Consider the following 14634-nt stretch of genomic DNA (forward strand, 5'->3'; position numbering starts at 1 on the left):
TAGGGTTAAATGATTTTATAAACTTTCTATTTTAAAAAGATAATGATATAATATTAAGGGCTTGTTAAAAAAAGACAAGTCCTTAATTATTTCTATATGGAGGTAAAAATATGAAAGTTGGAGTAATAATGGGAGGCATTTCTTCAGAAAGAGAGATATCAATACAAAGTGGTAATTCTGTAGTTCATGCCTTAGATAAAGATAAATATGAAGCTATTCCTATAGTTTTAAATGAAAAAGAAGATTTAATAGAAAAGGTTAAAGGAATTGATTTTGCGCTTTTAGCTTTACATGGAAAATTTGGTGAAGATGGAACTGTTCAATCTGTTCTTAAAACTTTAGGAATACCATTTTCAGGATGTGGTCCATTAAGTAGTGCTATATGTATGGATAAGGATATGACAAAGAGGATTTTAGCTTTTGGAAATGTTAGAACAGCAAGATGGATAATGGTTTCATCAGTAGATGAAATAGACTATGAAAAAATAGAAAATTTAGGTTATCCAGTATTTATAAAACCTAATAATGGGGGATCATCAGTTGCTACAACTTTAGTTGAATCTAAAGAAGCAGTTAAGGATGCTGTATTAGAAGCCTTAAAATATGATACAGAAGTAATGATTGAAGAATATATTAAAGGTGATGAGATAACTTGCCCTATAATTGATGGAAAAATGTTACCTGTTTTAGCTATAAAACCAAAGGGAAAATTCTTTGATATAGCTTCAAAATATGAAGATGGAGGAGCAGATGAATTTATAGTTAAATTAAATGAAGATCTTCATAAAGAAGTAGAGAAAATGGCTTTAGAAACTTACAAGTTATTAAAGTGTGACGTATATGCTAGGGTAGACATGCTAGTAAAGGATAATATTCCATATGTATTAGAAGTAAATACATTACCTGGTATGACAAAGAATAGTTTATTCCCTAAAAGTGCAGCAGGAATAAATATGAGTTTTGAAGAACTTTTAGATACAATAATAGAAAAATCTTTAAAGGTTAATAGAGAATAATTTTATTTAGTAACAACTTTCCCTGTAATATTATATTTTATATAGTAAGAACTACTTTGCAGGGAGAGTATTAATGCAAGATAAAAATCCATTAAGTACATTTGGTCCAGATTTAAATGAATTTAGTAGAGATGTTAACTTTTTAACACTAGCTAAAAATTCAGATTTTATTTATTTAAGAGCTTCAGGCTCTGGAACAGGTAAATTGAGAATTGATAAAAAATTTTTAGAGTTTGCAAAAGAGTGTAGAAGATTAGGAATCCCATGTGGTGCATATCATTTTGCTAAACCTTCTAAGGATTTAGATAGTGCCGTTATTCAAGCACATCAATTTATTGATGTTTTGCAACAGGGCTTTGGAACTGGGGATTATGGAGACCTATTTCCAGTATTAGATGTTGAAACTCCTACAGATAGATCCTTGACTCCTACAGAGCTTGTAAATTGGATTGATAGATTTAGAGATAGATTTGAAGAAAAAACTAGAAGAAGATTAATGCTATATACAGGCTTATTCTTTATAGGGCTATATGATGATTTTAAAGTTCCTGGCAAAGGATATCCTTTAAGTGATATGCCTTTATGGATTGCTATGTACACTAGAATTCCTTCTAATCCAAAGATTCCACCAAATGTTGGAGGATGGAAGAGGTGGACTATGTGGCAATTTACTGATGAAGGAAAATTAGATGGAGTTGGAAGTCCAGTAGATTTAAACTGGGGTCCTAATAGCATAGATAGTTTAATGCCACCTTCTGCAGTTACTGGATTAAACGCATATATATCTGGTAATAAGATATTTGTTAATTGGACAGCTAATAAAGAGGATGATTTAAATGGATATAATGTTTTTGTAAATGATAATTATGCAGGAACATTACCAAGAAAAGCAACTAAAATTGTAATTGATAAAAGTAGATTTTATCTTCCAAAAGGAAAGCCAATAAGAATATCAATAGAAGCCTTTGATATTACTGGAGATTTTTCAAAGGAAAGAACTGAATATGTTTTAGATAATAATGGAGAATTCTTAGGATAGATTATCTTTATGTTAAATAGAGTTAAAAATTTTTTAGCTCTATTTAATTTTTCTCCAAAAGCTATAAAAATTTTGTTATAATAAGAAATGTTATTATATTGTAATAATTTTTAGTAATATTTAGATTATAGTTTTTTTAGAAGGTTTAGAGAGGAGAGTAATTGTGAAAGAGGAAAAGAAAAAATCAAGCACAGGCTTACTTAAAAGCAAAAAGAAAATAATAATATCAATAGTTATTATATTAGCAATTATAATAGGTTCTATTGTTGCATATATAGTTAGTATTCAGAAAAAAGTTGAAGAGTGGAATGATAAGATATATCCTAACGTATATGTTGAAAATGTAAATTTATCAGGAATGACAAAGGAAAAGGCCATTGAGGTTTTGGAGAAGGATGTAAAAGAACCTGTAGAACATAAAACTATAAAAGTTCAGGCAGCAGATAAAAGTATTGAAATAAAATATTCTGATTTATCACCAGAATATAATATAGAGGAAACTGTTAATGAAGCCATGAATTATGGAAAAGATTTAAATCTTTTTGAGAAAAATAACCTTATAAATGGAAAAGATAAAAAGGAATTAAATTTAGATTTTAAATATGATGAATCTAAGTTAACAGATTATGAAAAAAAGCTTACTGAAATGGTAAATCAAAATGCTAAAAATGCTACTATAAGTATAAATGGTGGTAATATAAGTGTAATAGAAGGTGAAGATGGACGAGCTATAGAAGAAGATAAAATGGTTTCTTTAGTAAAAGAATCTATAAATGCAAATCCAGAGGATAATTCAGTTGTGGAAGTACCTGTAGAAGTTACAAAACCAAAAATAACTAAAGAAATGCTTTCAAAAATAGACGGCGTTATAGGAAGTTTTACAACAAGTTATACAAGCTCAGATGCTAATAGAAGTGCTAATGTTGAAATTGCAGCTAAAACGGTTAATGGAACTATTTTAATGCCTGGAGATACATTTAGTTATAATAATACTTTAGGGGAAAGAACTACAGCTAAGGGATATAGAGATGGAGCGGCTTACGTAGGAAATAAAGTAGTAATGGTTACTGGTGGAGGAATCTGTCAAGTTTCTACAACATTATACAGAGCTGTTTTAAGAGCTGGAATAATGCCAACAGAGAGACATAATCATAGTATGACAACTACTTATTCAGGACCAAGTGAAGATGCTACAGTTTCATGGGGATCTTTAGATTATCAGTTTAAAAATACTTATGATTTCCCAATATATATACAAGGATATACAAGTAATAAACATGTAACATTTAATATATATGGAAATGTCCAAGGTATGGATGGAAAAACTTATGAATTACAAACTGTAGTAAATGAAACTTTAAAACCATCAGTTAAAACAGTTGATGATCCTAGTTTACCAGAGGGACAAAAGGTTGTTGAACAAAGACCTGTTACAGGATATAAATCAACAGGATATTTAGTAACTTATCAAAATGGAAAAGAAATAGATAAGAAATTAATAGGCCATGATGTATATAAACAAAAGGATGAAATTATAAAGGTTGGAACAAAAAAGGCTGAACAGCCAAAACAAGAAGCACCAAAACAAGAACAGCCAGCTACTGCACAGCCTGAGGCACAAAAACCAGAGGCTTCACAGCCAGCTACACAACAACCAGCTACAAATCAAGCACCAGCTACAACACCTCAAACACCTAATGCAGGGCAAACACCGCCAGCACAGTAAAATGCAGGAATAAATTAAAAGATAAAATAAATAATTTTTTAGTTTTTAAAGTGAATTTAAAATTTGTTTTGAAAATTAAGTATAAGAATAAATTTAATATGCTAAAAGGGGGAGAGGTTAATAAATTAACTCTCCCCTTTTATTTGGGGGAGGAGAATTTATGAAATATAAAATGATATGTATAGATATGGACGGTACATTATTAAATTCAAAGAAAGTTGTAAGTGAAGAAAATAGAATTGCATTAAAAAAAGCTTATGAAAAAGGAGTACACATAATAATATGTACAGGAAGAAATCCTAAAAATGCAATATATTTCTCAGAATTTTTAGGAGTAAACTGTGCTGTAATAGCTAATAATGGAGCTTGGGTAATTGATGAGGATAAAGAAGTTATAATATCAAAGGATGTTTTAAATGAAAATCAATGTATAGATATTATGAGTATATGTAAGGAATATAAAGGGGTTCCTAGTTTCCATTCAAAGGATAGTGTTTATTGGCCATCAAAATTTAGAAAGCATTTATGTGATATTATTTTAAATAAAAAAATACCTGGAAAATATAGAGTTAAGAATATTTATGTGAAAGAAAGGGAAGAGTGGAAAGCGGTCTTTAAAAGTAATAATATAGGTAAGTGTATAATAATAGAATTGAATACTAGTAAGTTAAAGAAAATAAGGGAAGAGCTTGTTAAAAAGGGTAATTATGAAATTACTCAATCAGGAAATTATGCCTTAGAAGTAAATAATAAAGGTGTATCAAAGGGAAGGGCTGTGAAGGCTTTATCAAAAGAATATAATATAAAAAGGGAAGAGATTATATGTATAGGTGATAATGAAAATGACTTATCTATGATTACTTATGCAGGCTTAGGTGTTGCTATGGGAAATGCCATAGATTCCTTAAAGGAAAAAGCAGATTATATAACTGAAAGTAATGATAAAAATGGGGTAGCAAAGGTAATATATGAATTTGTATTAAAGAATGATTAACTTGCATTTTATTTCATTAGATAATATCATATACTTGTGACTTAACTTAAAAATTTATAATTTTTTACATTTATTTGGAGGGACAAAGGTGAATCTTAATATAGTATTATATCAACCAGAAATACCACAAAACACTGGTAATATAGCAAGAACATGTGTTTTAACAAATTCAAAGCTTCATATAATAAAACCTATGGGCTTTGTTATAGATGATAAACATTTAAAAAGAGCTGGATTAGATTATTGGAGTCAATTAGATCTTGAAATTCATGAAAGTTATGAAGATTTTATGAAAAAGTATGGAGATAAGAAGATTTACTTATCAACAACTCATGCTGAAGATCATTATGATGAAGTGAAGTATGAAGAGGGAGCTTTTATAATGTTTGGAAGAGAGTCAGCTGGGGTTCCAGAGGACGTTCATAATGCTCATCATGGAATAAAAGTACCAATGATAAACACAACTACTAGAAGTTTGAATTTATCAAATACAGTAGCTATTATAGCTTATGAAGCTTTAAGACAAATTGGATTTCCAAACATGAAATAAGGGGGAAATATATTTTGGATAAAATAAAGATCATAACAGATAGTACCTGTGACTTATCTAAGGAGATTATAGAGAAGTATGACATAGATGTAATGCCTATGTTAATAAATTTTGGGGAAGAGAGTTATTTAGATGGTGTTGAAATAAAAGTAGATGCTATGATGGAAAGAATTGAAAGAGAAGATGCTCTTCCAACTACAGCACAAATAGTTCCAACTAGATTTATAGAAAAATATAAAGGCTACTTAGAAGAGGGATATAAAGTTATATCTATACATATATCATCTAATATGAGTGGTACTTATCAATCAGCATGTTTAGCTAAGGCTGAATTAGAAAGTGATGATATAGTTGTAATAGATTCAAGAAATGTAACAGTTGGACTTGGATTAATTGTATTAAAAGCAGCTAGATTAATAGAATCAGGAATAACTTTAGAGGATTTAGAAAGAGAAATTTTAGAATACAGGAATCATATTAAAAGTACTATAGCTTTTGAAAGTTTAGACAACTTAGTAAGGGGAGGAAGACTTTCAAAAGGAAAAGCTTTATTTGTTAATGCTTTAGGCATAAAACTTATGCTTAATGTATTAGATGGGGAAATGAATGTCCAAGGAAAAATAAGAGGAACTAAAAAGATGGTAAAGGCCATGATTGAGCAATTTGATTCAATTCCTAAAAAAGAAGGAGAGCCTATTATATTAGTTGAACTTGAAAATGAGGATATTTACTTACCTATAAAGGAATATTTAGAAAATAATAATATTGAATATATAAAACTTCCTCTAGGATGTTCAGTAGCAATTCATTCTGGTCCTAAAGTTTGTGCATTATTTTATGTAGAAGAATATTAGAAGAAACTCCTAAGGGAGTTTCTTTTTTTTACATAAATTTTCTTACTTAAAGAAATAATAATTTTGACTAAAAAAATAGGAGGACTAAAAATGAAATTAAAAAAAACATTTAAAGCTTTAGCGTTGCTTTTAGGATTAACTTCAATAATTGCTGGGTGTGGTTCAAATAATTCATCAGCTTTAAAGAAAGTGGATGTTATAGAGAAACAAGTTTATAATTTTGCTTTAGTAAAAGATGATTTTTCTAATGAAGAAAATTATTTTACTGATTTAGCTGTAGATGGATTAGAGAGAATAAAAAAAGAATATGGTGCTAGAATAGAAATTTTTGACACAAATTCATTAGAGGATTATGAAAAAAGACTTAGAGAAGCAGCCCAAAATAATGACTTAACTTTTGCTTCAGCTTTCAAATTTCTAGAGAGTTTAAATAATGTGGCTAAAGATTACCCAGATAAAAATTTTGCTATAGTAGATACTATATCAGATCTTCCAAATGTAAAATCTATAGATTTCAAGGATGAACAGGGTGCTTTTTTAATGGGAATAATAGCTGGTAATACTACTAAAACAAATAAAGTAGGGTTTATAGGAGCAATAAAGGAAGAATTGATAGAAACATTTTTATCAGGATTTATGGCTGGATTAAAGGTTTCAAATGAGGAAGCTTATAAAAATATAAGAGAAGGAAATTTAGTTCAATATGTTGGAGATTTTAACAATCAAAAGAAAGCAAGTGATATAGCTAAAAAAATGTATGATGAAGGAGCCGACATAATATTTGAATCAGCTGGAGAGGCTGGAGAAGGGGTTTTTAAGGCTGCTAAGGAAAAAGGAAAGTATGCTATTGGAGCAGATATTGATTGGGCGGCAAGATTCCCAGAGTATGCTAATGTTATATTGTCATCAATGATAAAGAATTTAGATGATGCAGTATATACTACAGCAAAAGAAGTTATAAATAGTGATTTTAAAGCTGGACCAGAAAATAAAATGGAAATAGGCCTTAAGGATAATGGAATTGAGGTAGCTAGAACAACTAGTAATTTAGTTTCTAAAGAAATTTTAGATAAAGTAGAACAATATAAAGTAGCTATTATAAAGGGAGAATTTAATGTACCAGAAACCTTAGATGAGGTTGAAAATTTTAATATTAAATAATAATAAATAATAATACTAAGGTTGACAAAATATATATAATTATGTAATTATAAAGTGAAAATAAAATAAGAGTATTAGGTGTTTAGTAACTTAATAGGGAAAGTTAAAAATTGCAGCCCCCGCTACTGTTGATAAGGACGAGAACAAAAAGCCACTGTGATAAATATTCATGGAAAGGATTGTTTTAGGATGATTTATTAGCCAGGAGACCTGCCTAGTATGCTATTCTTATTGTTTCGGAGGGAAGCATTATATAAGTTTAAAAGTATGTAAATTATTTTAACTGGTGGGGATAGTTATCCGTACCAGTTTTTTATTTTGAAAAAAATATTTACAGAAAGAATGAGTATAAGCTTTTCTAAAAGTTAATTAGAAATAGAGATTTCTAATTAAAAAATTTTAGCTCTATTTAATTAAGCCATCAATTATTCTAAGGTTATACAAAGATATATGTTTTAGTATAATTATGAAAATTTGAAATTATAATTTATGTTTTATTGGGTATGAAATTTTATTTAATATTAAAAGTATAACTTGCTAGTTAATAGATGCCTTATAATTTAGAGAAAAGAAAAATAATATTAATTAGGAGGGTAAAATAATTATGAATTTTACTAAGGAAAAAAAGAGATTAGATGTTAAGAGTTTATGTTTTTCAGCTATACTTATAGCAATAAGTGTTATATTAGCTAACTTTCCTATATTTTCTAGTATAGCATTAGATTCTATGCCAGCCTTTGTTGGAGGAATAATAATATCACCTGTAGTTGGGGGGATAATAGGACTTTTAGCTCATTTATTTGTAGCTTTAAGAACAGGATTTCCTTTAAGTTTACCAGTACATATTTTAGTAGCATTAGAAATGTTTGTTGTCGTATACATAACATCAATAATATTTAATAAAGGAAAAGTTATTTTAGCGGGAATTGTTGGTACTCTTTTAAATGGAATAGGATTTACTTTTATAACAGGAGTATTTATGTATTTTGTTTTAGGAGGAATGAATCCTGTAGACTTTTTAAAACTTTTAGGATTACCACTTACTTTAGCAAGCTTAGTTAATATAGTTATAGCATTTATAGTAAGTAAGGGATTAAAAAATGCAAATATACAAGTTTAGAGACTTAACTATATTAGAAAATGAAAAAAATAAACTAGTAATAGCTTGCGATAGTTGTGGTGGAATTGGTGAAAATGAAGGAGACTTTGTAAAAGCCGAAAATGAGATTGTATCATATTTCTCAGCTAGAGTATGTCTTTTTGAGCTTTTAGCTTTTAGGGCAAAACCATTAGTAATAGTTAATAACTTGGGTATGTCTATGAATAATGGAGGAGAAAAAATAATACAAGGAATCAATAGAGCCATAAAAGAGTATAATGCTGAGGACTTTTTCTATGAAAAATCCAATTTATCAGAGTGTGTAACAGGAAGTACAGAGGATAACTTTAAAACTATTCAAACCTTTTTGGGATTAACTATAATAGGAGAAAAAGAAGAAACATTAAAGGTTAATTTTGAAAAGGGAGATTCCATTTGTTTATTAGGAATACCTAAAGTTGGACAAGAAGTTTTAGAAGATATAAATAATAATATTGGAGAAATTGTTACTTTTAGAGACTTTAAGGTTTTATTAGATAATAAGGATGTTAAAGATATATTACCTATTGGATCAAAAGGAATTATTCATGAAATAAGTGAATTAGAAAAAAGTAATAAAATAAATATAAACTTATCTTATGAAGGTGATTATTTAAGAAAATCAGCAGGACCTGCTACAGCTTTATTATTTATTTGCAAAAATAATTCTTTAGAAGATATAAAGAGAAAAATAAAAACTCCTATAATAAAAATAGGAAATATTATTTAATTTAAATATAAAAATAGTAAGGGCATTTATCAAAGTTTAATAAAACTTAAAAAATATTCTTAAAATCATTAGATTTTCCTAAGAAGTTTTGTAAGTTTTATTAAAAATTATTTTGGTATATGCCTTTCTTTTATAATTAGCTAAAATTTTAAATTATTGAAAAATAATTTTATTTGATGGATAATTATATAAGAAAGGTTAAAAGATAAAAGTAATAGGTTAGAATTAGATAATTTTAGGTGATATATATATGTTAATGGATTTTAATTTGAATTTAACCCAAGAGCAAAAGCTTATTATGACCCAGCAAATGCAGCTTTCAATAAAACTTTTGCAAATGTCAACATATGATTTAAGAGAATATATTGAAAAAGAATTTTCAGAAAATCCTGTATTAGAAGCTCAGTATGAGGATACTAAAGAGGTGTCAAAAGAGCAAGATAGATTAGAATATAAAGAGTTAGTAAAATATTTAGAGTCAGATAATTATGGTTCTCAAAGTTATGGTGAATATGATGAAGAAGGAATATCACCTTTTACTTTCATAAGTAAGCCAGAATCTTTAACAGATTATTTAGAAGGTCAAATATTAGAACTACCTATAGACGAATATATGAGAAGTGTATGTAGTTATATGGTTGAGTGTTTAGATCAAAAGGGATATTTAGATATAAAAAAAGAAGAATTAATGGGGGAGTTAGATTGTTCTGAAGAGACTTTTAATAGGGCTTTAATAGTTCTTCATAATTTAGAACCTGCTGGTATAGGGGCAAGAGATTTAAAGGAATGCTTAGAAATTCAGCTAGAAAGAAAAGGAGAATATGACCCTATAGTTAAAGAGATTATATATAATCATTTAGATGATTTAGCAGATAATAAATATCAAGTTATTGCAAAGGATTTAGGAATTACTCCTAAAAAAGCACAAGATTATGGAGATTTAATAAAAACTTTAGAACCAAAACCATCAAGAGGATTTTACACTGGTGATGAAGTGGGTTTTATAATTCCTGATGCAGAAATACGAAAGATAGATGGAGAATTTCTTATATTAATGAATGACGGAGTTTTACCTATGCTTTCGGTTAATCCTTTATATAAAGATATATTAAAAGATAGTACTAATGATAAAGAGGCTACAGAGTATGTAAAGGAAAAAATAGATAAAGCTATGTTTTTAATTAAAAGTATAGAGCAAAGAAAAAGTACTCTATACAAAGTTCTCCAAAAAATACTTGAAAAGCAAAAGGATTATTTTGAAAAGGGAGAGAAATATTTAAAACCTATGACTTTAAAAGAAATAGCTGAACAATTAGAAATGCATGAATCAACTATTTCAAGAGCCATAAGAGATAAGTATATTTTAACTTCCATGGGAACAATAAAGATAAAGGATCTCTTTGTAAACTCAATAAGTAATAAAGAAAAAAGTAAGGGAGAAGAAGATGTTACAGTTATAAATATAAAAAAGGCTTTAGAAGAAGTAATTAAGGAAGAGGATAAAGCAAAGCCATTATCAGATCAAGCCATAAGCGAAATTCTAAAAGAAAAAGGAATGGCTATTTCAAGAAGAACTGTGGCAAAATACAGAGAAGAGTTAGGCATAAAGTCATCTAGCAAGAGAAAAAGATTTTAAAAGATAAAAGAATTTCTATCTTGTGGCAAATGAGGTTATAAAGTGCTTATTTTCAGTGAAAATATAGAGAGACTGGGTAATCTCTCTATATTTTTTTATATTTTTTAAAAAAATAAGAAAAAATTTTCTAAAAACCCTTTAATTTTTTCTTAATATGTTTTATAATAAACGTGCGGGACATTTGAGAAGCAAGTGGGACTTAGAGTGTCCAAAGGAGTTGTTAGATTTGCTAGAGATTTTAAAATTGCAAAAGATAATAGTTCCTGAAATGGTAGAACTATTAGTTAAAAGATACAATATAATCAGAACAATTTATTATAATCAGCCAATAGGTAGAAGAGCTTTGGCAAACAATTTAAATTTAGGTGAAAGAATTGTAAGAACAGAAATAGGTTTTTTAAAATCTCAAAACCTTATACAAATAAACACTCCAGGTATGTCTGTAACCCAAGAAGGAGAGTTCATGTTAGAATCTTTAAAGGGATTTATACATGAAATAAAAGGGCTATCTAATCTTGAGAAGCAATTATGTGATATGCTTCATGTAAGAAATGTAATTGTTGCTCCAGGAGATTGCAGTGAGGATGAAAATACTATAAAAGAGCTTGGAAAAGCCGCTGCAAATTATTCTAAGAATATCATTAAAGATGGCTATACTATTGCTGTTACTGGTGGAAGTACTGTAAAAGAAGTTATAGACGAATTACCAGAAATGGCAAACCTAAAAAATGTGTTAGTGGTGCCTGCAAGAGGTGGTATGGGTAAGAAGGTTGAGACGCAGTCAAATACATTAGCTGCAAATTTAGCTAAAAAGTTAAATGGAACCTATAAAATGCTTCATGTTCCTGATAATATAAGCAAAGAAGTAATGGATGCTTTAATGAAGCAGGAAGATATGAAGGAGCTTATACAAAATATTAAAAATGCAGATATGCTAATATATGGTATAGGTCAGGCTAAAAAGATGGCTAACAAAAGAGGAGTGCCTAAGGATCAAATAATAAAGTTATTAGATTTAGGTGCTATAGGAGAAGCTTTTGGATGCTACTTTAATGATAAGTCAGAAGTTGTTTATGTAATGCCAACTTTAGGGGTTACAATAAATGATCTTAGAAAAATAAAAAATCATATAGCTGTAGCTGGTGGTAAGAATAAAGCAGAAGCTATTTTAACTACTGTTTATGGCAATGAAAATGCCGTTCTTATTACTGATGAAGGAGCAGCTAATGAAATTTTAAATTTTTTAAATAGAGATGAATAAAAAAATATGAAATCTCTAAAAATAACTTTGTTTAAAATATTTTTTAATATTTTATATATAAAAAACAACATCTTTTAGGAGGTATTTATAATGGTAAAAGTAGCTATTAACGGATTTGGAAGAATAGGAAGATTAGCGTTAAGATTAATGATCGACAACCCTGAGTTTGAGGTTGTAGCAATCAACGACTTAACTGATGCTAAGACTTTAGCACACTTATTCAAATACGATTCAGCACAAGGAAGATTCAATGGTGAAATAGAAGTTAAAGAAGGAGCTTTCGTAGTTAACGGAAAAGAAATCAAAGTAACTGCTAAAAGCAACCCTGCTGAATTACCATGGGGAGAATTAGGAGTAGACGTAGTATTAGAGTGTACTGGATTCTTCGCATCAAAAGAGAAAGCTTCAGCTCACTTAACTGCTGGTGCTAAAAAAGTTGTTATCTCAGCTCCTGCTGGAAACGACCTACCAACAGTTGTTTACAACGTAAACCACGACATATTAGATGGAAGCGAAGATGTTATCTCAGGTGCTTCATGTACTACAAACTGCTTAGCTCCAATGGCTAAAGCTTTAAATGATAACTTCGGATTAAACAAAGGTTTCATGACTACAATCCACGCTTACACTAATGACCAAAACACTTTAGATGCTCCACACAAAAAAGGAGACTTAAGAAGAGCTAGAGCTGCTGCTGCTAACATAGTTCCAAACTCAACTGGAGCTGCTAAAGCTATCGGTTTAGTTATCCCAGAATTAGCTGGTAAATTAGACGGAAACGCTCAAAGAGTACCTGTAATAACTGGTTCATTAACTGAGTTAGTTTGTACTTTAGATAAAAAAGTAACAGTAGAAGAAGTAAACGCTGCTATGAAAGCTGCTTCAAACGAATCATTCGGATACACTGAAGATCCAATAGTATCATCAGACGTTATCGGAATAAGCTTCGGATCATTATTCGATGCTACTCAAACTAAAATAATGGAAGTTGACGGACAACAATTAGTTAAAGTTGCTTCATGGTATGACAACGAAGCTTCATACACTAACCAATTAATCAGAACTTTAAAATGCTTAGTTTCTAAGTAATTTTTAAAATTAAATATTTAGACTGATTATATAAAAGGGTCTGGTTTTATAGTTAAAGCTATGAGGCCAGACTACTTTAACATATAAATGATTTTTGTTTATATTAAAGGTGATTATAAAATATTATTTAAGAGGTGAATATAATGAACTTCAATAAAAAGACTATAGAAGACGTTCAAGTAAAAGGTAAAAAAGTATTAGTAAGATGCGACTTTAACGTTCCATTAAAAGATGGTGTTATAACTGATGAAAATAGATTAAATGGAGCTATGCCAACTATAAAATACTTAGTTAATAATGGTGCTCAAGTAATCCTTTGCTCACATATGGGTAAACCAAAAGGAGAAGCTAAACCAGAATTCTCATTAGCACCTGTAGCTAAAAGATTAAGCGAAATGCTTGGTAAAGAAGTAGTATTTGCTGCTGACGACAACGTTGTTGGAGAAAATGCTAAAAAAGCTGTAGCTGAAATGAAAGATGGAGACGTAGTTTTACTTCAAAACACAAGATACAGAAAAGAAGAAACTAAAAATGGTGAGGAGTTATCAAAAGAATTAGCTAGCTTAGCTGAAATGTTTGTTAACGATGCATTCGGTACTGCTCACAGAGCTCACTGCTCAACAGTTGGAGTAACTGAATACTTAAAACCAGCAGTATGTGGATACTTAATCCAAAAAGAGCTTAAGTTCTTAGGAGATGCTGTAGAAACTCCAGAAAGACCATTCGTTGCTATCTTAGGTGGAGCTAAAGTTTCAGATAAGATAAACGTTATAAACAACCTTTTAGAAAAAGTTGATACTTTAATAATAGGTGGAGGAATGGCTTACACATTCTTAAAAGCTCAAGGATATACTGTAGGAAGTTCATTAGTAGAAGAAGATAAAGTTGAATACGCTAAAGAAATGTTAGCTAAAGCTGAGGAAAAAGGTGTTAAATTATTATTACCTGTAGATCACAGAGTAGCTAAAGAATTCAAAGATGTTGAAGCTGTAGTTACAGAAGATCAAAACATCGCTGAAGGATTCATGGGATTAGATATCGGACCAAAAACTGAAGCTATCTACGCTGAAGCTATAAAAGATGCTAAGACAGTTATCTGGAACGGACCAATGGGAGTATTCGAATTCGCAAACTTCAACAAAGGAACAATAGCTGTTGCTAAAGCTATGGCTGAAGCAGATGCTACTACTATAATCGGTGGTGGAGATTCAGCTGCTGCTGTAAACATCTTAGGATTCGGTGACAAAATGTCTCACATCTCAACTGGTGGTGGAGCTTCATTAGAATTCTTAGAAGGAAAAGTATTACCAGGAATAGCTGCTTTAAACGATAAATAATATTATAAACCTTAAAGTAGAAATTTAGATTGAAGTATAAAGATTGTTGTTTTATAAAAAAATAAGACTAAGTTCAATGAAATTCATTTTTCATTGAATCTTA

The 14634-nt window shown here is 29.5% G+C and carries 13 protein-coding genes and 1 riboswitch; all 13 genes read left to right on the top strand.

What is annotated here, in order from left to right; all coding sequences use genetic code 11:
* Nucleotides 1-110 precede the first annotated feature (110 nt).
* Nucleotides 111-1016: a D-alanine--D-alanine ligase gene (locus tag QP548_RS04420; protein WP_061428238.1), complete on the top strand. Its 906-nt coding sequence runs from the start codon at nucleotides 111-113 to the stop codon at nucleotides 1014-1016.
* 73 nt (nucleotides 1017-1089) lie between these two features.
* Nucleotides 1090-2055, top strand: coding sequence for a glycoside hydrolase family 25 protein (locus QP548_RS04425; protein ID WP_061428236.1), 966 nt, complete (start codon nucleotides 1090-1092; stop codon nucleotides 2053-2055).
* Between the two features lie 163 nt (nucleotides 2056-2218).
* Nucleotides 2219-3781 carry a VanW family protein gene (locus QP548_RS04430; protein ID WP_061428234.1) on the top strand — a complete coding sequence of 521 codons (1563 nt, stop codon included), beginning with the start codon at nucleotides 2219-2221 and terminating at the stop codon, nucleotides 3779-3781.
* A gap of 160 nt (nucleotides 3782-3941) precedes the next feature.
* On the top strand, nucleotides 3942-4775 hold the full coding sequence (locus QP548_RS04435; protein WP_061428232.1) for a Cof-type HAD-IIB family hydrolase: 834 nt from the start codon (nucleotides 3942-3944) through the stop codon (nucleotides 4773-4775).
* Nucleotides 4776-4863: 88 nt separating this feature from the next.
* Nucleotides 4864-5325, top strand: coding sequence for a tRNA (cytidine(34)-2'-O)-methyltransferase (locus tag QP548_RS04440; protein WP_003450463.1), 462 nt, complete (start codon nucleotides 4864-4866; stop codon nucleotides 5323-5325).
* 14 nt (nucleotides 5326-5339) lie between these two features.
* Nucleotides 5340-6179 carry a DegV family protein gene (locus QP548_RS04445; protein ID WP_061428229.1) on the top strand — a complete coding sequence of 280 codons (840 nt, stop codon included), beginning with the start codon at nucleotides 5340-5342 and terminating at the stop codon, nucleotides 6177-6179.
* 90 nt (nucleotides 6180-6269) lie between these two features.
* On the top strand, nucleotides 6270-7340 hold the full coding sequence (locus QP548_RS04450; RefSeq protein ID WP_061428227.1) for a BMP family lipoprotein: 1071 nt from the start codon (nucleotides 6270-6272) through the stop codon (nucleotides 7338-7340).
* 59 nt (nucleotides 7341-7399) lie between these two features.
* Nucleotides 7400-7573: riboswitch (cobalamin riboswitch) on the top strand.
* Between the two features lie 371 nt (nucleotides 7574-7944).
* Nucleotides 7945-8460 carry an ECF transporter S component gene (locus QP548_RS04455; protein WP_003465998.1) on the top strand — a complete coding sequence of 172 codons (516 nt, stop codon included), beginning with the start codon at nucleotides 7945-7947 and terminating at the stop codon, nucleotides 8458-8460.
* Entirely contained in the window at nucleotides 8441-9208 is a 768-nt protein-coding gene (locus QP548_RS04460) for a hypothetical protein (RefSeq protein ID WP_061428225.1), read from the top strand. The genes QP548_RS04455 and QP548_RS04460 overlap by 20 nt, the downstream gene beginning before the upstream one ends.
* A gap of 250 nt (nucleotides 9209-9458) precedes the next feature.
* The gene (gene rpoN / locus QP548_RS04465; RefSeq protein WP_061428223.1) at nucleotides 9459-10844 is read left to right on the top strand and encodes an RNA polymerase factor sigma-54; all 1386 of its coding nucleotides are present in this window, start codon (nucleotides 9459-9461) and stop codon (nucleotides 10842-10844) included.
* 226 nt (nucleotides 10845-11070) lie between these two features.
* Nucleotides 11071-12105 carry a sugar-binding transcriptional regulator gene (locus QP548_RS04470; protein ID WP_061428221.1) on the top strand — a complete coding sequence of 345 codons (1035 nt, stop codon included), beginning with the start codon at nucleotides 11071-11073 and terminating at the stop codon, nucleotides 12103-12105.
* A gap of 90 nt (nucleotides 12106-12195) precedes the next feature.
* The gene (gene gap / locus QP548_RS04475) at nucleotides 12196-13194 is read left to right on the top strand and encodes a type I glyceraldehyde-3-phosphate dehydrogenase (RefSeq protein ID WP_003460339.1); all 999 of its coding nucleotides are present in this window, start codon (nucleotides 12196-12198) and stop codon (nucleotides 13192-13194) included.
* A 143-nt stretch (nucleotides 13195-13337) separates the two neighbouring features.
* Complete coding sequence (locus tag QP548_RS04480) at nucleotides 13338-14531, top strand: phosphoglycerate kinase (protein ID WP_061428219.1); 1194 nt, start codon at nucleotides 13338-13340, stop codon at nucleotides 14529-14531.
* Nucleotides 14532-14634 lie beyond the last annotated feature (103 nt).

Source organism: Clostridium sp. UMB9555A (genome assembly GCF_030222355.1).
GTDB lineage: Bacteria > Bacillota > Clostridia > Clostridiales > Clostridiaceae > Sarcina > Sarcina perfringens.

Coding starts and splice junctions, on each gene's coding strand:
- QP548_RS04450 (WP_061428227.1), top strand. CDS start 6,270: ATGAAATTAAAAAAAACATTTAAAGCTTTAGCGTTGCTTTTAGGATTA.
- rpoN (WP_061428223.1), top strand. CDS start 9,459: ATGTTAATGGATTTTAATTTGAATTTAACCCAAGAGCAAAAGCTTATT.
- QP548_RS04420 (WP_061428238.1), top strand. CDS start 111: ATGAAAGTTGGAGTAATAATGGGAGGCATTTCTTCAGAAAGAGAGATA.
- QP548_RS04455 (WP_003465998.1), top strand. CDS start 7,945: ATGAATTTTACTAAGGAAAAAAAGAGATTAGATGTTAAGAGTTTATGT.
- QP548_RS04480 (WP_061428219.1), top strand. CDS start 13,338: ATGAACTTCAATAAAAAGACTATAGAAGACGTTCAAGTAAAAGGTAAA.
- gap (WP_003460339.1), top strand. CDS start 12,196: ATGGTAAAAGTAGCTATTAACGGATTTGGAAGAATAGGAAGATTAGCG.
- QP548_RS04425 (WP_061428236.1), top strand. CDS start 1,090: ATGCAAGATAAAAATCCATTAAGTACATTTGGTCCAGATTTAAATGAA.
- QP548_RS04460 (WP_061428225.1), top strand. CDS start 8,441: ATGCAAATATACAAGTTTAGAGACTTAACTATATTAGAAAATGAAAAA.
- QP548_RS04435 (WP_061428232.1), top strand. CDS start 3,942: ATGAAATATAAAATGATATGTATAGATATGGACGGTACATTATTAAAT.